Genomic DNA, 22,323 nt, shown 5'->3' with positions numbered 1-22,323 from the left:
CCGGAATATAAAGACGCGTTATAAAGCCAGGCCGGGTGCGCGGCGGCACCCGGCCCCTGCCGGCGCGCTAAATCAGTACTGAGAATACAAATGCGTATGATGCTCGCGTATAATCACCGGATAATCATTATCCACGCGGAGCAATCATGACAGAAGCACAACGACACAACGCTATCCTTGGGCTGCTTCAACGTCAGGGGCAGCTCTCTGTCGCGGAAGTCATCCGGCAGTTTGCCATTTCACCGGCAACGGCACGCCGTGACATCACCAAGCTCAATGAGCTGGGGAAATTGCGGAAAGTCCGCAACGGGGCGGAAGCCATCAGCACCCCGCGCCAGAGCTGGACGCCGCTGAACATCCACCAGACGGCACACCTCAATGAGAAGATGCGCATCGCCAAAGCGGCGGCGGCACTGTGCAGCCCGGATCAGAGCGTAGTGATTAACTGCGGCTCCACCGCCTTTCTGCTGGGGCAGGAGATCTGCGGCAAGCCGGTGCAGGTGATCACCAACTATCTGCCGCTGGCCAATTACCTGATTGAGCAGGAGCACGACAGCGTGGTGATCATGGGCGGCCAGTACAATAAAAGCCAGGCGATCACCCTTGCCCCGCAGGGCGGGGACAGCACCCTTTATGCCGGGCACTGGATGTTTACCAGCGGCATCGGCCTGACGGCCGAAGGGTTGTACAAAACCGATATGCTTACTGCCATGGCGGAGCAGAAGATGCTCAGCACCATCGGCAAACTGGCCGTACTGGTAGACAGCAGCAAACTGGGGCAGCGCGCCGGGATGCTGTTCAGCCGCACCGGGCAAATTGATGTGGTGATTACCGGCGAGGATGCAGACGCCGCGCTGGTCAGCCAGCTGCGCAGGCAGGGTGTTGAGGTGATTCTGGTGTAACCGCATTCTGCCCGGCGCGGCGGGGAGCCTCCCTGACGTGACCGGCACAGGGTGCATTTATCCGCCTTTCACAATACCCCTGCATTGCGCCGGGTCTTGTGCGGTGAAAAGTTAGGTACACTGTGGCGGTGTTTTACCCCTAATTCAGAGGCACCCCGCAGTATGGAACAGTTTGAAGCAATCAGCGTTGAGCAGGCACACGCCCGTTTAAGCCAGGGTAACGCCGTGATGGTGGATATCCGCGATCCGCAAAGTTTTGCCGCCGCCCATGCGCCGGGGGCGTTTCACCTGACCAACGGCAACCTGCCGGCGTTTATCGGGCAGACGGCGTTCGATACGCCGGTAATGGTGATGTGCTACCACGGCATCAGCAGCCGCGGCGCAGCACAATACCTTCTGACGCAAGGCTATAGCGCGGTTTACAGCATTGATGGGGGCTTTGAAGCCTGGGCGCGCAGTTTCCCTGACGCCGTGCAGGCTGACAACGCCTGATACCGGCCCCGGCCCCCTCTCCGCCACCGCCCTGCCGGTGGCTTTTTTTTGCCTATGCCCCGGCCCGGTGCCGGAAGCCGCTTTCTGGCTGTGCCGCAAAAGCGCCGTGCAAAGCGCCCATGCAGGCCACAAAGTAAGTGTGAAGCAGCGCATACCGCAGAAAGCAGAGGGTACAGGCGGTGATGCGGCAAGTATAATCAGGTTGCCGCTGCCACAAGGTGAGTGGTAAGTTGCAAAATGCTGATTAAAAATCAAACTGTTAAATCATCGCCGGTGAAGGGCTGCAAATACACTATGGTGCGAATAATTGCGTTATCTAACCCCCGGGTCGCCCTGGCCTTTGTCGATTACATGGCGACGCAGGGGATCCGGCTGGAAAGCCGCCCGCAACAGGGCCATACCGTTGAGTTATGGCTGGCGGATGAGTCCCGGCTGAGCGAAGTCGAAAGCCAGCTTGAGCTGTTCCTGCGCGATCCCGCCCATCCGCGTTACCAGGCCGCCAGCTGGCAGGCCGGTCAGACGGGCGGCTCGCTGGACTACCCGCGCTACTCTTACCTGGCGCGCATCCGCAGCCAGGCCGGGCCGCTGACGCTGGCGGTGATGGTGCTGAGCATTGTGGTTTATCTGCTGATGCCGGTATTAGGCGACGACCGCATGATGAACTGGCTCGGCTGGCCCGCCGACAGCAGCCAATACTGGCAGGTGTGGCGCTGGGTCAGCCATGCGCTGCTGCACTTCTCGCCGCTGCACATTATCTTTAACCTGCTGTGGTGGTGGTACCTGGCCGGGCCGCTGGAGAAGCGCCTCGGCACCGGCAAGCTGGTGACGATCGCGCTGGTCTCCGCTTTTTTCAGCGGCTGGGCGCAGTCCCTTTACAGCGGCATCTATTTCGGCGGCCTCTCCGGCGTGGTTTACGCGCTGATGGGCTATGTCTGGCTGACCGGCGAGCGCGCCCCGAAGGTGGGGCTTTCGCTTCCGCGCGGGCTGATGGTGTTTTCACTGGTCTGGCTGGTGGCCGGTTATTTCGATATGTTTGGCCTGGCGATTGCTAATGCCGCCCATGTCGCCGGGTTAATCCTCGGGTTACTGATGGCTTTCAAGGACACGCGCCATCTGCGCGGGCAACGCTGATTGCCGGTGCTGTCCGGTTTTTTTAGGGGTGTAATGTGAAGCAAACGCAGCGTCATGACGCGATTATTGAACTGGTGCGCCAGCAGGGCTATGTCAGCACCGAAGAGCTGGTCGAGCATTTTGCCGTCAGCCCGCAAACCATCCGCCGCGATCTGAATGACCTGGCGGATCAGAATAAAATCCAGCGCCATCACGGCGGCGCGGCCCTGCCTTCCAGCTCGGTGAATGCCGCCTACCATGACCGTAAAATCATGTGGCCGGCCGAAAAGGCGCGCATTGCCCAGCGCGTTGCCAGCCAGATCCCGGATGGGGCCACGCTGTTTATTGATATTGGCACCACGCCGGAAGCGGTGGCCCACGCCCTGCTGAACCACAAAAACCTGCGGGTGGTCACCAACAACCTGAACGTCGCCACCTTGCTGACGGCCAAAGAGGATTTCCGCCTGATTCTGGCCGGCGGCGAGGTACGCACCCGTGACGGCGGCATCATGGGGGAAGCGACGCTGGACTTCATCTCCCAGTTCCGGCTCGATTACGGCATCCTCGGCATCAGCGGCATCGATATGGATGGTTCACTGCTGGAGTTTGACTACCATGAAGTGCGCACCAAGCGGGCCATTATCGAAAACTCCCGTTGCGTGATGCTGGTGACTGACCACTCCAAATTTGGCCGCAACGCCATGGTCAACCTCGGCAACATGAACCTGATCGACTACCTGTTTACGGACAAAATGCCGCCTGCCAGCGTGATGAAGATCATTGAGCAGCATGAGGTTCAGCTGGAACTGTGCTGATTTCCCCTACGGCCTGAGGCCACTTTCCCGCCCTGCCCCTGCGGCCCCGTTTTTTTGCGGGGCCGCGTCGTTTCTGCCTTCTGCACGTTTTTGCTGAGGGTTCAATGATCTGGCTCCTTATCGGGGCCGAAAAAGTGTTAGCTGCATCACGCCTAAATGTTTTTATTTGGTTAAGTCTTGGCTTATTTGTTGGTTTTTGATTACAATCATGAGCGAAAACGAACATTAAAGAACTGTTGCGAACATCTGGAGGAAGGTGACGTGGAAACCAAAGACTTGATCGTGATCGGTGGCGGCATCAACGGGGCCGGCATCGCAGCGGATGCTGCCGGGCGCGGGCTGTCCGTACTGCTGCTGGAAGCGCAAGACTTGGCATGTGCCACCTCTTCCGCCAGCTCTAAACTGATCCACGGAGGCCTGCGCTACCTGGAACACTACGAATTCCGTCTGGTGAGCGAAGCGCTGGCCGAACGTGAGGTGCTGCTGAAACTCGCCCCGCACATCGCGTTCCCGATGCGTTTCCGCCTGCCGCACCGCCCGCACCTGCGCCCGGCGTGGATGATCCGTACCGGCCTGTTCCTGTACGATCACCTCGGCAAACGCACCAGCCTGCCGGCCAGCAAAAGCCTGCGTTTTGGCGCGGATTCGGTACTCAAGCCGGAAATCACGCGCGGTTTCGAATATTCTGACTGCTGGGTCGACGACGCGCGCCTGGTGGTGCTGAATGCGCAGGAAGTAGAGCGCCGCGGTGGTGAAGTGCGCACCCGTACCAAAGTGACCTCTGCCCGCCGTGAAAACGGCCTCTGGGTGGTGGAAGCGCAGGATGTGGTGAGCGGCAAAACCTTTACCTGCCGCGCCCGCGGCCTGGTGAATGCCACCGGCCCGTGGGTGAAAAACTTCTTCGACAACGGCCTGAAGCTGAAGTCGCCGTACGGTATCCGCCTGATCAAAGGCAGCCACATCGTGGTGCCGCGCGCGCATGACCAGAAACAGGCCTACATTCTGCAAAACGAAGATCACCGCATCGTGTTTGTGATCCCGTGGATGGAGGAGTTCTCCATCATCGGCACCACCGACGTGGAGTACAAAGGCGATCCGAAGAATGTGCAGATCGATGATCAGGAAAAAGACTACCTGCTGAAGATCTACAACAGCCACTTCAAGAAGCAGCTGGGGCGTCAGGACATCGTCTGGAGTTACTCCGGCGTGCGCCCACTGTGTGATGATGAGTCTGACTCACCGCAGGCCGTGACCCGTGACTACACGCTGGACGTGCATGACGACCAGGGCCAGGCCCCGCTGCTGTCGGTGTTTGGCGGCAAGCTGACCACTTACCGTAAGCTGGCGGAACATGCGATGGAGAAGCTGGCGAAATACTACCCGAGCGCCGGCCCGGCCTGGACCAAAAACGGCAGCCTGCCGGGGGGTGACATCGGCGGTGACCGTGACAGCTACGCCGCGCAACTGCGCCGTAAACATAGCTGGCTGCCGGAATCCCTGGCGCGCCGCCTGACCAACACCTACGGCAGCCACAGTGAGCTGATCCTGGCCGGGGCCAACAGCCTGGCGGATCTGGGTGAAGATTTCGGCCACCACTTCTATGAAGCAGAGTTGCGCTATCTGGTCGAGAAAGAGTGGGTGAAAGAGCTGGACGATGCCATCTGGCGCCGCACCAAGATCGGCATGTGGCTGGATGAGGCACAGCAGCAGCGCGTCGCCGCCTGGCTCGCGAGCCACACCACCCCGGTAACACTTACCCCGGTGAAAAAGCTGTCGCTGGCTTCCTGATCTGCCGCGTAACGCCATAAAAAAGCCCGGCCATGATGCCGGGCTTTTTGTTTTTTCGTCGCCGCTTCAGCGCCGGTCACAGCGGGGAAGCGTACAGCGTCAGAGTTTGACCGGTTTGATGTGCCAGATCTCGTCGGCGTACTCCTGGATGGTGCGGTCGGCGGAGAAGTAGCCCATGTTGGCGATGTTCAGCAGCGTGCGGCGCGTCCACTCTTCCGGTTGCTGGTAGAGCTCGTCCACTTTGTCCTGGGTGTCGACGTAGCTGCGGTAGTCCGCCAGCAGTTGGTAGTAGTCCCCGAGGTTAACCAGCGAGTCGAACAGGTTGCTGTAGCGCTTCGGTTCGCTGGGGCTGAATACCCCGGTGGCGATCTGCGTCAGCACCTGGTGCAGCTCGTGGTCCTGCTCGTAATACTGGTGCGGGTTGTAGCCGTTGCGGCGCAGTGCCTCCACCTCCTCGGTGGTGTTGCCGAAGATAAAGATATTCTCTTTACCCACATGCTCCAGCATCTCCACGTTGGCACCGTCCAGCGTGCCGATGGTCAGCGCGCCGTTCAGGGCGAATTTCATGTTACTGGTGCCCGAGGCCTCGGTGCCGGCCAGCGAGATCTGTTCAGAGAGATCCGCCGCCGGGATGATCAGCTGCGCCAGGCTCACGCTGTAGTTCGGGATGAAGACCACTTTCAGCTTGGCGTGGGCGCGCGGATCGTTGTTGATCACCTGCGCCACGTCGTTGATCAAACGGATGATCTGCTTGGCGGCGTAGTAGGCCGAGGCCGCTTTCCCGGCGAAGATCACCGTGCGCGGCACCCAGTCCCGCTCCGGCTCCGCCAGGATGCGGTTATACCGGGTGATGACGTGCAGCACGTTGAGCAACTGGCGTTTGTACTCATGGATGCGCTTGATCTGCACATCAAACATCGAGGCAGCATTCACCACGGTATTGAGCTGGCGGGCGATATAGACCGCCAGCCGCCGTTTGTTCTCCAGCTTGGCTTTTTGCAGCGCCTGCAGGAAGCTCGGGTAGTCCACGTTCTGGGTCAGCTCGCTGAGCTGGCTGAGATCGGTGCGCCAGGTCTGGCCGATGCTGTCATCCAGCACCGAAGCGAGCGGCGGGTTGGCCAGCGCCAGCCAGCGGCGCGGCGTCACGCCGTTGGTTTTGTTGCAGAAGCGGTCCGGGTAGAGGCGGGCGAAATCGGCAAACAGCGACTGCACCATCAGCTCCGAGTGCAGTTCAGAGACGCCGTTCACTTTATGGCTGGCGATCACCGCCAGCCAGGCCATACGCACCCGGCGGCCGTGGTTTTCATCGATGATCGACACACGCGCCTGAAGATCCAGGTCATCCGGCACCTTTTCCGCGACAAACTTCAGGAAGTTGTCGTTGATCTCGAAGATCAGTTGCAGGTGGCGCGGCAGGATCTTGCCGAGCATGTCCACCGGCCAGGTCTCCAGCGCCTCGGTCATCAGCGTATGGTTGGTGTAGGAGAAGACGCGGCTGGCCACGTCCCAGGCTTTCTGCCAGCTGAATTTATGGTCATCAATCAGCAGGCGCATCAGCTCCGGGATCGCCAGCACCGGGTGGGTGTCGTTCAGGTGGATGGCGATTTTGTCAGCCAGGTTTTCGAAGGTCTGGTGCATCATCCAGTGGCGGTTGAGGATGTCCTGCACGGTGGCGGAGACCAGGAAATACTCCTGCCGCAGCCGCAGCTCGCGCCCGGAGTAGGTGGAGTCGTCGGGGTAGAGCACCCGTGACACGTTCTCCGAATGGTTTTTGTCTTCGACCGCGGCGAAGTAGTCGCCCTGGTTAAATTTGCCGAGGTTGATCTCGGTGCTCGCCTGCGCGCCCCAGAGCCGCAGGGTGTTGGCGGCGTCGGTGTCAAACCCGGGGATCACCTGATCATAGGCGCAGGCCAGGATCTCTTCCGTCTCCAGCCAGCGGGTTTTCGCCCCCTCCTGCTGGATACGGCCGCCAAAACGCACTTTATAGCGGGTGTTGTGGCGCGGGAATTCCCACGGGTTGCCGTACTCCAGCCAGTTGTCCGGTGACTCTTTCTGCTCGCCGTTCACGATTTTCTGCGCGAACATGCCGTACTCATAGCGGATGCCGTAGCCGCGCCCCGGCAGGCCCAGCGTCGCCAGGGAGTCGAGGAAACAGGCCGCCAGCCGCCCCAGGCCGCCGTTGCCGAGGCCGGGGTCGTTCTCTTCTTCGATCAGTTCGTTCAGGTCCAGCCCCATTTCGTTCAGCGCCTGACGCAGATCGTCATAGATGCCCATCGAGAGCAGGGCGTTGGAGAGCGTCCGGCCGAGCAGGAACTCCATCGACAGGTAGTAGACCTGGCGCACATCCTGCGACAGCTGCGCGCGGTTGGAGCGCAGCCAGCGCTCGACCATGCGGTCACGCACCGCATACAGGGAGGCGTTAAGCCAGTCGTGCTTGTTGGCGATCGACGGGTCTTTACCCACCATAAACATCAGTTTATAAGCGATGGAGTGCTTGAGCGCCTCAACGCTGACGGTCGGTGAGGTGTAGTTAAAAGGTGAAGTCATAGCGTTTCCCATTCAGATGAATACTGCAACCGCCTGATGACATTGGCCGCACCGCCGGATCGCGCCGTGGCCTGACGAATCGTGATCGTGACAGGGGTGCCGCAGCACCCCCGGCCGGGTCTCCGGCCTTAACTTAACAGGCGCGTGTAGAGCAGCTTGTAGGCGTGAGCGGCCACCTGCCAGGTGAAGTCCAGGCTCATGGCGTGTTGCTGCACGTGCCGCCAGTGTTTCTGGCGCGTCCAGAGCACCATCGCCCGGCGTACCGCCTGGCTCAATGCCTCTGACGTGCTGTCTTCAAACACAAAGCCGCTGGCGGTGCCGTCGGCCAGGTTCTCCAGTGAGCAATCCACTACCGTGTCGGCCAGCCCGCCGGTGCGGCGCACCAACGGCAGCGTGCCGTATTTCAGGCCGTAAAGCTGCGTCAGACCGCACGGTTCAAAGCGGCTCGGCACCAGAATCACATCCGCGCCGCCGATGATGCGGTGGGAGAACGCCTCGTGGTAACCGATCTGCACCCCGACCTGGCCGGGGTAGTCCGCCGCGGCCGCCAGGAATGCCTGTTGCAGCACCGCGTCACCCGCCCCGAGGATCACCATCTGCCCGCCCTGCTCCAGGATGCTCGGCAGCGCGCCCAGCACCAGATCCAGCCCTTTCTGGCTGGTCAGGCGGCTCACCACCGAGAAGACCGGCTTGGTGTCATCGACATCCAGCCCCATCACCCGTTGCAGGTAAGCTTTGTTGATCGCTTTCGCTTTGAGGTTATCGGCACTGTAGCGCGCTGACAGCAGAATGTCGGTCTGCGGGTCCCAGATCGCCTCATCCACGCCGTTCAGGATGCCGCTGAGCCGCCCTTCACTCTCGCGCTCCTGAAGCAGCCCCTCCATGCCGTAGCCGTAGGCCGGCAGGGTAATCTCATGGGCGTAGGTCGGGCTGACGGCAGTGATGTGGTCAGCAAAGAACAGCCCGGCCTTGAGGAAGGAGATCTGCCCGTAGAACTCCAGCCCGTAGACCTGGAAGAAGGATTCCGGGATCTGCAATTCCTGCAGGTGCGCGGCGGAGAACAGCCCCTGGTAGGCGAGGTTATGCACCGTGAACACCGTTTTCACCGGGTGGCCGCGCGCGGCGATATAGGCGCACGCCATCCCGGCATGCCAGTCGTGGGCATGCACGATGTCCGGCGTCCAGAAATTATCCAGCCCCAGCGCCATCTCACTGGCGATCCAGCCCAGCAGCGCAAAGCGCCGGTGGTTATCCGGGTAGGCATAGAGTGACTGATCGTGGTACGGGCTGCCGGCGCGGTCAAACAGCGCAGGCGCATCAATCACATAGACCCCCACCCCGCGGAAGTGGCCGAAACGCACCCCGACCGGCCCGGCAAAGGTATCAATATTCCGCACCAGCTCGGTGTCCGGGATCCCCTGCATAATGTCAGGGAAACCAGGGATAAGTACGCGGACGTCGGTCCCTTCCGCGATTTGGGCGGCGGGCAGCGCACCGGTTACATCTGCCAACCCGCCGGTTTTCAGCAGGGGGAAAAGCTCAGAACACACATGTAAAACCTGCATCGTCGCTCCTGATTGTCGGCTCCGGCGCTTCTGCGGCCGGACATCAACGTAAGACATTCTGGGGGGCGAAAAAGACCCGCGGCGGTTCCTGATCCGCGGGCCTGGCTTCACCCAAGCTGTTGCGCATCCCGGCAGTGATTACTGCGCGCGTTCGCCTTCCAACCTGGCCAGCATCGCCCGGGTAACTAACACAATTCCTTCATCGGAACGGTAAAAACGGCGGCTATCTTCATCCGCGTTTTCGCCGATCACCATGCCCTCCGGAATATGGCAGGCACGATCAATAATGCAGCGCCGTAAACGGCAGGAACGGCCTATATTGACATCCGGCAGCAGCACCGATGAGTCGATGGTACAAAACGAATTCACCCGCACCCGCGGGAACAGCACGGAATGCACCACCACCGAGCCGGAGACAATACAGCCCCCCGACACCAGTGAGTTCATGGTCATGCCGTGGCTGCCGGACCGATCCTGGACAAATTTTGCCGGCGGCAACGGCTCCATGTGGGTGCGTATCGGCCAGCGGCGGTCATACATGTCCAGCTCCGGGGTTACCGAAGCGAGGTCAAGGTTGGCACGCCAGTAGGCATACAGCGTCCCGACGTCACGCCAGTAAGGTTTGGCATTGGCGCTGGAGGTCACGCAGGAGAGCGTGAACGGGTGCGCCCAGGCTTTGCCCTGCTGGGTGATTTTCGGGATCAAGTCTTTACCGAAGTCACGCTCCGATTCCGGCAGCCGGCGATCCTCCTCCAGCAGGCGGAACAGGAAATCGGCATTAAAAATGTAGATGCCCATGCTCGCCAGCGCCAGGTCAGGATTGCCCGGCATCGCAGGCGGATTGGCTGGTTTTTCAACAAAGTCGCGCACGCGCCCCTCGTCATCCACATGGATCACGCCGAAATCGCGCGCTTCTGCGATCGGCACCGGCATACAGGCGACGGTACACTCCGCGTCTTTCTGCACGTGGTCGATCAGCATCCGCGAGTAATCCATCTTGTAGATGTGGTCACCCGCCAGGATCACGATGTACTTGGCACCGTAGCGGCGGATGATGTCCAGGTTCTGGTAAACCGCATCTGCTGTGCCCTTGTACCAGTTATCCTCTTCGTTGCGCTGCTGGGCGGGCAGCAGGTCAACAAACTCGTTCATCTCCTCGTTGAGGAACGACCAGCCGCGCTGGATATGCTGCACCAGGGTATGCGACTGGTACTGGGTGATAATGCCGATGCGCCGGATGCCGGAATTCAGGCAGTTCGACAGGGCAAAATCGATAATGCGGAATTTGCCGCCAAAATGGACGGCGGGTTTTGCACGGGTAGAGGTCAGATCTTTCAGCCGCGAGCCACGGCCCCCGGCCAGAATCAGTGCCACCGAATCGGCGGGCAGCTGCCTGGCCAGCATCAAGGCATCTTCGTTATCGAACTTAACCATGGCTGACTCCTTTTCTTTTTTTATTCCCGCGCAAACACGCAGAGGCCACGCGCGGGGGCATGCCAGAGCCCATGCTCCGGCCGGTTGGTTTCCTGATTAAACGGGTCAACCGCCTCCCAGGCGCCCGGCGGTAGTGCCATATCATCGTTCTGCTCTGAGGCATTAATGACCAGCAACCACCTGCCCGACAGCAGGATCTGCAACTGCTGTTGCGGCCCCCGCTCCCAGCGTTGCACCGTCATCGGCTGCCCCTGGCCGTTAAACCACCGCACGTCCTCACCCTCCTGCCACCAGTTCCCATGTTGCAACGCGGGGATCCGGCGGCGCAGGCGCACAAGCGCGGCGGTAAACGCAGTCAGGGCGGTGTCCGCCCCGGCCCAGTCAAGCCAGGTCAGCGCGGAGTCCTGGCAGTAGGCGTTATTGTTCCCTTGCTGGCTCTGGCCCTGTTCATCCCCGGCCAGCAGCATCGGCGTGCCCTGCGCCAGGAGCAGGGTCGCCAGCAGGGCGTGCTGCGAGCGGCGGCGGCGCGCGTTGACGGCGTCATCCGCGTCCAGCCCCTCGTGGCCGTGGTTGTTGCTGTGGTTCTCGTTCGCCCCGTCGCGGTTGTGCTCACCGTTGGCCTGGTTGTGTTTATGGTTAAAACTCACGGTGTCCCGCAAGGTGAAGCCGTCGTGGGCGGTCAGCATATTGATGCCGGCAATGGGTTGCCGCCCGTCATGGCCGAAGAGATCCTGCGACCCGGCGAGGCGGGTGGCGAACTGCCCCAGCGGCAGGTGCCCCTGCAACCAGAAGCGGCGGATGTCGTCACGGAAGCGGTCATTCCACTCGGCGAACGGCGCGGGGAACTGGCCGAGCTGATAGCCGCCAAGGCCGATGTCCCAGGGTTCGGCGATCAGTTTGCACTGCGAGATCACCGGGTCAGCGAGCATCGCCCTGAACAGCGGTGCCTCGCGGGAGAACGCCGGGGTGCGCCCAAGCACCGGCGCGAGGTCAAAGCGGAAGCCGTCAACGTGGAATTCCTCCAGCCAGTAGCGCATGCAGCCGATCGCCCATGCCACCGTTTCCGGTGAGGTCAGCCGGATGGCGTTACCGCAGCCGGTCACGTTGTCGTAGTCGCCGTTGTCGTGCAGCCAGTAGTAGCTTTTGTTGTCCAGCCCGCGCAGGGAGAGCGTCGGGCCGGTGAGGTCGATCTCAGCAGTGTGGTTAAAGACGATGTCGAGGATCACCTCAATCCCGTGTTGATGCAGCGTTTTCACCGCGTCGCGGAATTCGTTGATCGCCGCCTCCGGCGCTGCCTGGCTGGCGTAGGTTGGCTCCAGCGCATAGAGCGCCAGCGGGTTGTAGCCCCAGTAGTTGCTCAGCCCCTCGCGCTGGAGGCGCGGCTCATCGGCAAAGTGCTGGATCGGCAGCAGCTCCAGCGTGGTGATGCCCAGATCGGTAAAGTGCTTGATCATCACCGGGTGCGCCAGTGCCGCGAAGGTGCCGCGGATCGGCGCCGGGATCGCCGGGTGCAGTTTGGTCAGCCCGCGCACATGGGCCTCGTAAATCACCGTCTGCCCCCACGGCGTGCGCAGCGGTGCGTCCCCTTCCCAGTCATATTCCGGCGCAACCACCACGCTTTTCGGCGCGACGGCGGCGCTGTCCTGCCCGTCCGGCTGGTCGTAGCCGCCGTGCAGGCGCGGGTCGTCCATGACTTCGCCCTCTACCGCGCGGGCGCAGGGGTCCAGCAGCAGTTTATGCGGGTTGAAGCGGTGGCCCTGGCGCGGCTCAAACGGGCCGTCAGCGCGGAAGCCGTAACGCTGGCCGGGCTGGCCGCCCGGCAGGAAGCCATGCCACCAGTTGCCGGTGCGGCCCGGCAGCGGCAGGCGCTGTTCATTGCCCTGTTCGTCAAACAAGCAGAGGTCAATGCCGGTGGCATGGGCCGAGAACACGCTGAAGTTGATGCCGTGTTCATCCGCCCGCGCGCCTGCCGGGTCAGGCCTGCCGTTTTCCAGCGCCGTCATTCCCCCTCCCGCACCAGGTAGAGCGTCGCCAGCGGCGGGATGGTCAGCACCAGCGAGTGCGGGCGGTGGTGGCTGCCGACGTCCTGGCTCTCGATCACCCCCTGATTGCCGACGTTGCTGCCGCGATAGAATTCTGAGTCGGTATTCAGGATCTCGCGGTAGGTGCCGGGGGTGTCGATGCCGATGCGGTACTCATAACGCGGCACCGGCGTGAAGTTACTCACGGCGATCAGCTCATTCCCGGCGCGGTCGCGGCGCACAAAGGCGAACACCGAGTTTTCGCTGTCGTCCACCACCAGCCAGTCAAAGCCCTGCGGCTGGTAGTCCAGCTCATAGAGCGTGGGCTGCTGCTGGTAGGTGTGGTTGAGGTCGCGCACCAGCTGCTGCACGCCGCTGTGCCAGCCGTCATAGCCCTCTTCCAGCAGGTGCCAGTCGAGGCTGCTGTCGAAGTTCCACTCGCGCCCCTGGGCGAACTCGCAGCCCATGAACAGCAGTTTTTTGCCGGGGTGCGCCCACATAAAGCCGTAGTAGGCGCGCAGGTTGGCGAACTTCTGCCAGGTGTCGCCCGGCATCCGGTCGAGCACGGAACCTTTGCCGTGTACCACCTCATCGTGAGAGATCGGCAGCACGAAGTTTTCGGTGTAGGCGTAGAGCATCCCGAAAGTGAGCTGGTTGTGGTGGTGCTTGCGGTAGACCGGGTCGAGCTTGAAGTAGTTAAGCGTGTCGTGCATCCAGCCGAGGTTCCACTTGTAGTGGAAGCCCAGGCCCCCGGCGTCCGGCGGGTTGGTTACGCCGGGGTAGTCAGTGGACTCTTCCGCCAGCGTCACCGCACCCGGCAGCGCTTTGCCCAGCGTCTGGTTGGTGTAGCGCAGGAAGGCGATCGCCTCGAGGTTTTCGCGGCCGCCGTAGTAGTTCGGCACCCACTGCCCTTCGGCGCGGCTGTAGTCGCGGTAGATCATTGAGGCCACCGCATCCACCCGCAGGGCGTCGATGCCGTAGCGCTCTACCCAGTAGAAGGCGTTGCCCGCCAGGTAGTTACGCACTTCGTGGCGGCCATAGTTGTAGATCAGGGTGTTCCAGTCCTGGTGGAAGCCTTCGCGCGGGTCGGCGTACTCATACAGCGCGGTGCCGTCAAACTGCGCCAGGCCGTGGTCATCACTCGGGAAGTGGCCCGGCACCCAGTCAAGAATTACATTGATCCCCTCCTCATGCGCTTTTTCAATAAAGGCGCGGAACTCCTCCGGCGAGCCGTAGCGCTGGGTCGGCGCATACATGCCGAGCGGCTGGTAGCCCCAGCTGCCGTCAAACGGGTGCTCGTTGATCGGCATCAGTTCGATGTGGGTGAACCCCATCTCTTTGACGTAGGGGATCAGCTGGTCCGCCAGCTCGCCGTAGCTCAGCCAGAAGTTGTTGTCCGTATGGCGGCGCCAGGAGCCGAGGTGCACTTCATAGATGGAGATCGGACGGTCGAAATCATTGGCGCGCTGGCGCTCGGCGGTGCGCGGCACCGGGGCAGGCAGCGGGCTGATCAGCGAAGCGGTTTCCGGGCGCATCTGTGCCTCAAAGGCATAGGGGTCAGCCTTCAGGCGGGTGTGGCTGCGGCAGTCGATGATCTCATATTTATAGAGTTGCCCCGCTTTCACGCCCGGCAAAAACAGCTCCCAGATGCCGTTCTCTTTGCGCTGGCGCATCGGGTGGCGGCGGCCGTCCCAGAAGTTGAACTCCCCGACCACCGACACCCGGATGGCGTTCGGCGCCCAGACGGCGAAACTCACCCCTTCTACGCCATCCAGCGTGGTGGGGTGCGCGCCCATGCGCTCATAGGGCCGCAGGTGCGTGCCTTCCGAGAGCAGCCAGATGTCGAGATCCTGCAACAGCGGGCCGAAGCGGTACGGGTCTTCCATAATGACCGTGTCGTTTTCCCACTTCACCTGGAGCTGATAATGGAAAGGATTTTTGCGGCGCGGCAGCAACCCGACAAAAAAACCACGCTCATCGCGGCAATGCAGGTTAGCCACTTTCCGGTTGCTTTGGGCGTCAATCACCCAGACTTCACGCGCGTCGGGCAGCAGTGCCCGCACCTCCAGCCCGGCAGCCACTTTGTGCATACCCAGCAGGGAGAAAGGGTCGGCATAGTGGCCGGCAATAAGTTGGTTGATCACATGTTGATCGGGAAGAACTGACATGGCATTTCATCCTGTGATTAATGGCAGCAATAAAATCAATAAATTCATTTAAGTACCAAATGATCGTCCTGACCCATCATTTATCCCTTTTATCGTTAAAAGCGTGAGCCACGGCAATCATTTACAACTTTTTTAAGATTATCCCGCAGACAAGGGGCCGTCCGGCTCATCCTGCTAAGCATAGTCAATGGCGGTAAAGAAACGTGCCAAAGTACAAGGATTTTTACTGCGTAAAGAAACGCCCTGCCTGAGGGGAAAAAAGCAAGGGGAATAAAGGGGAAAACAGGCGGAAAAAGGCAAAAAAAGAGGCACCCGCAGGTGCCTCTCAGGTTCAGGATCAGAGCAGGATGCGCAACATGCGGCGCAGCGGCTCTGCCGCGCCCCACAGCAGCTGGTCGCCGACGGTGAAGGCGGAGAGGTACTCCGGCCCCATGTTCAGCTTGCGCAGGCGGCCGACCGGGGTGTTCAGTGTGCCGGTCACTGCGGCCGGGGTCAGTTCACGCACCGTCAGGTCGCGGTCATTCGGGATCACCCGCACCCAGTCATTGTGGGAGGCCAGCAGGGTTTCGATCTCCGGGATCGAGACATCTTTCTTCATCTTGATGGTGAACGCCTGGCTGTGGCAGCGCAGCGCACCGATGCGCACGCAGAGGCCATCCACCGGGATCAGCGTCTGGGTGTTGAGGATTTTGTTGGTCTCCGCCTGCCCTTTCCACTCTTCCTTGCTCTGGCCGTTCTCAAGCGCCTTGTCGATCCACGGGATCAGGCTGCCTGCCAGCGGCGCGCCGAACTGCTCGGTCGGCAGGGTGCCGCTGCGGGTCAGCGCCGTGACGTTGCGCTCGATGTCGAGGATTGCGGAGGCCGGGTCCTGCAGCTCTTTCGCCACGTTGTTGTGCAGCATCCCCATCTGGGTCAGCAGCTCACGCATATGGCGCGCGCCGCCGCCGGAAGCGGCCTGATAGGTCGCGACCGACACCCACTCCACCAGATCCTGTGCGAACAGGCCGCCCAGGGACATCAGCATCAGGCTCACGGTGCAGTTGCCGCCCACGAAGGTTTTGATGCCGCGGTCCACGCCCTGGCGGATCACATCATGGTTGACCGGGTCGAGGATGATGATGGCGTCATCCTTCATGCGCAGCGAGGAGGCGGCATCAATCCAGTAGCCCTGCCAGCCGCTGGCGCGCAGTTTCGGATAAATTTCGTTGGTGTAGTCCCCGCCCTGGCAGGTGATGATAATGTCCAGCGCGCGCAGCGCCTCAATATCGGACGCATCCTGCAATGTGCCCTGCTGGCCGCCGAAGGCCGGAGCCGCCTGGCCGTGCTGGGAGGTGGAGAAGAAGACCGGGCGGATAGCATCAAAATCGCGCTCTTCTACCATGCGTTGCATGAGTACCGAGCCGACCATGCCGCGCCAGCCAACGAAACCTACATTTTTCATAATTACTTGCCCTGTGGTGTAAGGGGTGAAGAGAGGGGGGTGGCGCCGGGAACGCCGTGTGCCCTCCACCTTACAAAATGTATAAGAAGTCGCAAGTGAATTTATTCGATGTCATCGTGCGGGTTAGCAGAGTTGCTAATATACTCCGCGCAGGTGGCGGGGGAGTGCGCGGGCTGTGCCCGTGAAGGCAGCATGAACCATCGCTTCGCCGAAAAATAAAAGAATATTCTGCCGGTAAGGCCGGTGACTTACTCTGAGGTAATGATGACTGAAATGATCGCGGCAACGGTGTTGCTGTTTTTAATCATGGACCCGCTCGGCAACCTGCCGATTTTTATGTCGGTGCTGAAGCACCTGGAGCCGAAGCGCCGCCGGGTGATTGTGATCCGTGAAATGCTGATCGCGCTGCTGCTGATGCTGGTCTTCCTGTTTGCCGGGGAAAAAATTCTGGCCTTCCTGAACCTGCGTACCGAGACGGTTTCCATCTCCGGCGGGATTATCCTGTTTTTGATCGCGATTAAGATGATTTTCCCGTCGCACGAGTCCAACAGCACCGGGCTGTCAGCGGGCGAGGAGCCGTTCCTGGTGCCGCTGGCGATCCCGCTGGTGGCGGGGCCGTCGATTCTGGCGGCGCTGATGCTGCTCTCCCACCAGTACCCGAACCAGCTCTCGCACCTGGTGCTGGCGCTGCTGATCGCCTGGGGGATCTCGGTGGCGATCCTGATGCTCTCTGACCTCTTCCTGCGCCTGCTGGGCGACAAGGGCGTCAGCGCCCTGGAGCGGCTGATGGGGCTGATCCTGGTGATGCTCTCTACCCAAATGTTCCTCGACGGCATCCGCGCCTATCTGAAGATTTAGCCCCCTTTTACCGGAGCGGGCCGCCCGGCCCGTTCTGTTTCCCCCTACCGGTAGGTCATCTCAAACGTCGCGGTGGCATTGGCCTCACCCTGCTCTAATGCGCTGTCGAGCCGGATGTAGCGCGCCTGGAACGGCAGGGTCAGCGCCCCCGCAGGCACCGCCTGCTGCATGGTGTACTCTTTGCCGAATTGCAGCGGCGTGCTGCTGTTGGCCTGGAGAATCTGCACCCCCACCCCTTTGGCGCTGCCCGGTGCCGTGGCGTTATCAAGTTGCAGCGTGTCCGGCCGCCCGCTGACGACAGGCCCGGTATAGGTGATATTGACGTTGGTACCGGCGTCACACAGCAGGCCCACATTGAACGCCACCGGTGCCGACGTCTTCCCCGGCTGGTCAAGTTGGGCGGCGGAGGTGTCGCCCAGCGGCACCTGAATCTCCCCGGTCTGGATCTCGCAGGCGTTGGCGATCACATGGATGGTCGGGGAGGTAAATTGCAGCCGCGTTGCCAGCAGGTCGTCATACCACAGCCCGGCGGTAAATTTGCTGAGATCCAGCGTACCGTCCTCAACCGGGCCGGTTACCACCAGCTGGATGCGGTAGTTCGCCGACGGCACATAGCCGGCGATCGCGTCATTGTTGCTGCTGCCGATGTGCTTAGGTAACAGCGCACTGCGGTCGCTGATCAGGTAGCGGGAGTCATTGCCGCTCCAGCCGCGCACGCCGATGCCGGGGACATTGGTTTTATAGGCGTGGCGCACCCCCGGCACTTCGTCGGCGGCGGTGAGGATGTCATACCCCACCCAGGTGCTGAAGGTGGCCGAACAGGTGATGTTTGTGCGCCCGTTGGCGGCGTCCCAGGTGCCGAGCACGGTGCTTACCGGCGCGCCCTGCTGTACCTTGATCTCGGCAGGCAGGGTCATCATGGCGGTGGAGGTGGTGGCTCCGCCGGCGAAGTAACAGGCCCCGGCCAGGCACTCCTGGGCGGCCAGCAGGCCGGTGAGCGCCACGGCCGCCAGGCAGAGGGGTTTCAGGCGAAAAAGAGGGGTCAGCATCAGTTACGTTCTCTCAGGTTAGCGGCAGAGGGCCGTTTGCCGCACCACGGCAACCGATCCTTTGGCATTTTTAGGCGGCGTGAGGGTGGCGCGGCACTGTTCGTAGGGTTCATCGCCCCATTTCACCTCCAGCACCGTGCGGTGGTTGATGCCGCTCAGGTAGACCTCGCCCTCTTCACCGACAATGCCCGTCAGCCCGCTGTTGCCGCTGACGGCGGCGATCGCCCCGAACGGCACCGGCTTATGGCCATAACGCAGGGCCACCAGCATCCGGCTGCCGATGCGGGTCTCAAAATCGGCCAGTACCACCGCCCCTTTGCCCGGGATCACCGTCTGCACCGGTTCAGGAATATCCAGCCCCTGCTTGCCCTGGGTATTCAGGGCGATGCGGTTTTTCCGGTAGCTGGCGAGGTCCGGCACCACGGCGTAGCCGCGGCGGTCAGTATAAAGCCCCATTTTATTCTCCACGCTGACCCCGGCGGCCCCCGGCGCGCGCACCAGCGCCACGGTTTCCGGCAGGGATTGCGCCAGCGTGACGCCGTAGGGGTGCACCACCAGCCCGCCTTGCAGGCTGTAGTTAATTTGCCGGTTCTCCGGCGAGGTGTTGTACCCCAGCGTCGCCACCGCCTGCGATCCGCGATAAGTGGCCGAGGCGCTGCTGCTGGTGCTGCCCTTATCCGGGGTGAAACTCTGCTGGAGGTTGTAGCTCAGGTTATTGTCTGCCAGGGCGGTGCCGCTCATGCCCAGCTGGTGGGTGGCGCTGCCGCCCAGCGTGCGGTTCAGGTTGTAGTTGGCCCAGGCGTTGGGCAGCCATTTATCCAGCGGCACGCTGAGGGTAAACGCGATCTGCTTGTCCACCGCTTCACCGGGGGTCTGGGTCTGGGTGTAGTTCAGCGAATAGCGCACCCGCTCAACCGACGAGTTCACCCCGACGCTGAGGTTGCGCTCATGCCCGCCCATCTCCCAATAATCCTGCTGGTAGCCGGAGGCGTACAGCGCCCCCCACTTCCCCAGCGGCTGGTTAACCGTGAGCTGAAGGCGGCTGCGGCGGGTGTTGCTGTCGCGATAGGCGTAGATGCCCTCCTCCGCGTAACCGGCCCGCCGCTCAGTGGCCTCTTCAAAGGTATAAAACCCGTCGGTGGAGTAGCGGTAACTCGCCAGCGTCAGGGTGGTCTGGGTGGCGTCCAGGCTTTTGGCATATTGCGCCCGGTAGGAGGTGCCGCGGTGCGTGCCGTTGCCGTCGTCCAGATCGCTGGCGGCGGCGGTGGCATCGAATGAGAGCGACCCGAATGTGTGGAGGTCAACCCCCAGCCCCAGGGCCGCCGCCTGATAAAACGCCGCTCCCTGCCCGCCGCCGTAAAGTGTGACGCCGTGCGGCAGGCCGTAGATCAGCGTCGCCTGGGCGAAATCCGGCGCGGCGTCGTTCTCTTCACTGCGGTAGCGCCCTCCGGCCAGGCTATATTTCAGCGCGCCCTGGCGCTGCATGATCGGCACCGAGGCGCTGGCCTGGGTGAACCGGTGTTCGCTGCCGTCCGCTTCGGTGACGGTGACGTCGAGATCACTGCCCGAGGAGACCTGATTGAGGTCGTTGATTTCAAACGGCCCCGGTGCGACGTAAGTCTGATAGATCACATAGCCGTTCTGCTTCACCGTGACTTTGGCGTCGCTCTGCGCAATGCCGCGGAGGGTGGGCGCGAACCCCTGTTCGCTGAACGGCAGCATGTCAGTGTCGGTTTCCAGCCGCAGGCCGGTGAGTGACACGCTGTCGAAAATGTCCCCGGCGGTGTAGGTTTCGCCCAGCACCAGTTGGCTGCGCCAGGGTTTGATGTCACGTTGCAGGTAGGTATAGCGCGACTGCGCGCCCTCCTCGTCGCTGCTGTAGCCCGAGGCGTGGCGCAACCGCCAGGCCCCGAGGTTCAGCCCGGCGTTGAGGTTGAGGTAGTGGTTCTCGGTATTGTCGCCCTGTGCGCGGCGCTCGCGCGCACCGCTGTAGTAGTAGTCGAGCAGGAACGCGGGCAGCCCGTCATCCCACTGGGCAGGGTCGATGTAGTCCCGGGCGTGCTGGTCCAGCGCCACCTGCGGGATGCGGATGTCGAGCCGTTGGGTGTCCGGCTGAAAGTCATAGCGTGCGCCGGGCACATAACGGGCCAGGTCGCCTAACAGCTGGGTATCTGCCAGCGTTTTCAGCGCCGGGACAGCCTCGACTTTCACGCCAAACGCGTGCAGCTCGGCGCGGGTAAACTGCGGAACCAACGCCTTCTTATCCGCCGACAACAGATAGCGGACGCTGAGCTGGCCGTAATAGTCGTTATTGACGTAGACCGCCGTAAGATAATTCCCGGGCATCAGCGCATTATTATGGATAAATTGTTTCAGCGAGGCGGTATGCTCCAGCGGGGAATTAAATTCCAGCGCATTCAGGTTAAATTCTTCCCCGGCAAACAGCGCGGGCGCGGCAAATAACAGGCAAATAAACAGCGGGGCGTGCGGAAAGCGCCTGAGTAAGGTGACAGTAATCGATTTCATCATGACATCCCGCGTTAGCTATACCAGCGAAAAGTACCCGGCATGAAAATACCCGCGTGAGTTACGGTAATTCCGCGCTCAGGGGTTTGGTTTTTCCGCCGTAATCGGTGATGGCTGACCATTGCACTTTTCCCTTCGCCTTTGCCGGCAGGGAATAACGTTGTTCACGGGAAGGCGCAATCATCATCGAAACAGCCGGCAGGCTGTTTTCCGGTGACGTCACATTCATTCCGCCGACAGAGAGTTCCTGTAACGTGATATAAAAAGGGGTCGGGTTGGTGACGCGCAATGTATTTCCCTGGCGGGAAAACGTCAGCTTTTTATATGCCTCCTGGGCCGCTTTATCTGTCAGCGCGGCCGGGCGATAAAAGAGTTTGATCCGGGTTTTTGCCGCAATCTGTAATTTGCTTTTATCTTTTAAGGCGTCAGGCGTCGCGGCAATCGATTTAATATTCGCCCAGAATACCGATTCCCGATCCTGCGGCAGCCCTTTTTCCGCGCCGGAATAGATAAAATGCAGCAGCATTTCACGCTCCGCGCCCAGCTTAAACAGCGGCGGGGTGACAATAAAATCGGGTTTGCCCTGATCGTCAATATTACTGACCCAGGACTGCACCAGGTGGCTGGTGTCACGATCGTTATTTTTAACCGGCAACTGCACTTCCTGTTGGCCGGCATGATAAACAATGCGGGTAGCGCCCACGACCACACCGGCACTGGCGGTACCGGATAAGGTCAGCATCAATGGCAGTAACAGCGTCAACAGCCGGGTTTTCATCACAGGCACTCACAATAACAGCGAAATAAGGGGAGGCGTCTCCCCTTGTTTCTGACAAATAATGATTACGGGTAATACACAGTGAAATCGGCTGAGGCGGTAAAATCACCGTTGGTCATTTCACTGGTGGTTTTGGTCGAGATTAATTTCGCGGTATACGAGAAGGTAGAATCGCCGGTGGCATCCAGCGTTTTATTGTAGGTGGCGTCTACCGACGAATCGAATTTCACCTTATCAGTGCTGCCCTTGTGATATACCACAACCCCTACCCCTTGACCGGCGCTGCTTTGATCCACCGCCAGCGTGGTATTTTCGCCGTCTGTGGGGCCGCTGAAGCCGATATTCAGGCTGGTATTGGTCGGGCAATTTTTCAGGACAATATCAAAATCCCGGCTCTCACTTCCTTCAACGCCAATCTGGTCGTTAAAGGCATTGGCCCCCACGCTGCTGAATGCCGGGACATTGGTCACGCTATTTGCGGCATCAACTTCACAAGGCGGCGCAATAATCCGCCCGGAGAAATTCACTTTTCCGGTATCTGCGGCATAGCCGGATGACGCCATGCAAAGCGCAGCGAAAGCCAGGCTGGTTAACAGCGCGCCTCTCTTCATTTGGGTTTTCATGTTGGTGCTTCCCTGTGTGTATAAATTTAAAAATACATGATTAGCTTGGTAACGGAGTTAGGAATATATTTAGTCAGAAAGCGGAAAGCAAACCGGTGGGAATTCGTCACAGAGAGGGGGAATAGTCAGGAATCAATCAATTAGAAATTAATTTATTTTTGGTTAATTAAAGTTTAAGAATAATTAAATTATCATTGTTAATCATT

The 22,323-nt window shown here is 60.8% G+C and carries 16 protein-coding genes; 6 read left to right on the top strand and 10 right to left on the bottom strand.

Annotation, left to right across the window (positions count from 1 at the left end; all coding sequences use genetic code 11):
- The first annotated feature begins 146 nt into the window (after positions 1-146).
- The 5 genes from ulaR (at position 147) to glpD (ending at position 5,107) form a co-directional block, all read left to right on the top strand.
- On the top strand, positions 147-902 hold the full coding sequence (ulaR, locus tag CYR32_RS08065) for an HTH-type transcriptional regulator UlaR (protein ID WP_101823873.1): 756 nt from the start codon (positions 147-149) through the stop codon (positions 900-902).
- A gap of 162 nt (positions 903-1,064) precedes the next feature.
- Positions 1,065-1,394: a thiosulfate sulfurtransferase GlpE gene (gene glpE, locus CYR32_RS08060; RefSeq protein ID WP_101823872.1), complete on the top strand. Its 330-nt coding sequence runs from the start codon at positions 1,065-1,067 to the stop codon at positions 1,392-1,394.
- Between the two features lie 294 nt (positions 1,395-1,688).
- On the top strand, positions 1,689-2,525 hold the full coding sequence (gene glpG / locus CYR32_RS08055) for a rhomboid family intramembrane serine protease GlpG (RefSeq protein ID WP_101823951.1): 837 nt from the start codon (positions 1,689-1,691) through the stop codon (positions 2,523-2,525).
- 35 nt (positions 2,526-2,560) lie between these two features.
- Positions 2,561-3,319 carry a DeoR/GlpR family transcriptional regulator gene (locus CYR32_RS08050; protein ID WP_101823871.1) on the top strand — a complete coding sequence of 253 codons (759 nt, stop codon included), beginning with the start codon at positions 2,561-2,563 and terminating at the stop codon, positions 3,317-3,319.
- Between the two features lie 261 nt (positions 3,320-3,580).
- On the top strand, positions 3,581-5,107 hold the full coding sequence (gene glpD / locus CYR32_RS08045; protein ID WP_101823870.1) for a glycerol-3-phosphate dehydrogenase: 1,527 nt from the start codon (positions 3,581-3,583) through the stop codon (positions 5,105-5,107).
- 99 nt (positions 5,108-5,206) lie between these two features.
- Here glpD and glgP read toward each other — a convergent pair whose 3' ends face one another.
- From glgP to asd, 6 genes are all read right to left on the bottom strand, one after another.
- Entirely contained in the window at positions 5,207-7,654 is a 2,448-nt protein-coding gene (gene glgP, locus CYR32_RS08040; RefSeq protein ID WP_101823869.1) for a glycogen phosphorylase, read from the bottom strand.
- Between the two features lie 128 nt (positions 7,655-7,782).
- On the bottom strand, positions 7,783-9,219 hold the full coding sequence (gene glgA / locus CYR32_RS08035; protein WP_101823868.1) for a glycogen synthase GlgA: 1,437 nt from the start codon (positions 9,217-9,219) through the stop codon (positions 7,783-7,785).
- A 138-nt stretch (positions 9,220-9,357) separates the two neighbouring features.
- Positions 9,358-10,653: a glucose-1-phosphate adenylyltransferase gene (gene glgC / locus CYR32_RS08030; RefSeq protein WP_101823867.1), complete on the bottom strand. Its 1,296-nt coding sequence runs from the start codon at positions 10,651-10,653 to the stop codon at positions 9,358-9,360.
- Positions 10,654-10,673: 20 nt separating this feature from the next.
- Entirely contained in the window at positions 10,674-12,656 is a 1,983-nt protein-coding gene (gene glgX, locus CYR32_RS08025) for a glycogen debranching protein GlgX (RefSeq protein WP_101823866.1), read from the bottom strand.
- Positions 12,653-14,842, bottom strand: coding sequence for a 1,4-alpha-glucan branching enzyme (gene glgB, locus CYR32_RS08020; protein WP_101823865.1), 2,190 nt, complete (start codon positions 14,840-14,842; stop codon positions 12,653-12,655). Before glgB ends, glgX begins: the two co-directional genes overlap by 4 nt.
- Positions 14,843-15,179: 337 nt before the next feature.
- Positions 15,180-16,283, bottom strand: coding sequence for an aspartate-semialdehyde dehydrogenase (gene asd, locus CYR32_RS08015; RefSeq protein WP_101823864.1), 1,104 nt, complete (start codon positions 16,281-16,283; stop codon positions 15,180-15,182).
- A gap of 264 nt (positions 16,284-16,547) precedes the next feature.
- Between asd and CYR32_RS08010 the strand changes: the two genes are divergently transcribed.
- On the top strand, positions 16,548-17,141 hold the full coding sequence (locus CYR32_RS08010) for a YhgN family NAAT transporter (RefSeq protein ID WP_101816548.1): 594 nt from the start codon (positions 16,548-16,550) through the stop codon (positions 17,139-17,141).
- Positions 17,142-17,185: 44 nt separating this feature from the next.
- Here CYR32_RS08010 and CYR32_RS08005 read toward each other — a convergent pair whose 3' ends face one another.
- From CYR32_RS08005 to CYR32_RS07990, 4 genes are all read right to left on the bottom strand, one after another.
- On the bottom strand, positions 17,186-18,190 hold the full coding sequence (locus CYR32_RS08005) for a fimbrial protein (RefSeq protein WP_101823863.1): 1,005 nt from the start codon (positions 18,188-18,190) through the stop codon (positions 17,186-17,188).
- Between the two features lie 18 nt (positions 18,191-18,208).
- On the bottom strand, positions 18,209-20,716 hold the full coding sequence (locus CYR32_RS08000) for a fimbria/pilus outer membrane usher protein (RefSeq protein WP_101823862.1): 2,508 nt from the start codon (positions 20,714-20,716) through the stop codon (positions 18,209-18,211).
- Positions 20,717-20,777: 61 nt separating this feature from the next.
- Positions 20,778-21,494, bottom strand: a complete 717-nt coding sequence (locus CYR32_RS07995; RefSeq protein ID WP_101823861.1) for a fimbrial biogenesis chaperone — start codon at positions 21,492-21,494, stop codon at positions 20,778-20,780.
- Positions 21,495-21,559: 65 nt separating this feature from the next.
- On the bottom strand, positions 21,560-22,117 hold the full coding sequence (locus tag CYR32_RS07990; protein WP_101823860.1) for a fimbrial protein: 558 nt from the start codon (positions 22,115-22,117) through the stop codon (positions 21,560-21,562).
- Positions 22,118-22,323 lie beyond the last annotated feature (206 nt).

Origin of the sequence: Chimaeribacter coloradensis, from assembly GCF_002858715.1 — a bacterium.
In the GTDB taxonomy this organism is placed as follows: Bacteria; Pseudomonadota; Gammaproteobacteria; order Enterobacterales; family Enterobacteriaceae; genus Chimaeribacter; species Chimaeribacter coloradensis.
Note: the sequence above shows the minus strand (reverse complement) of the source record. Positions and strands in the feature narration are given on the sequence as shown.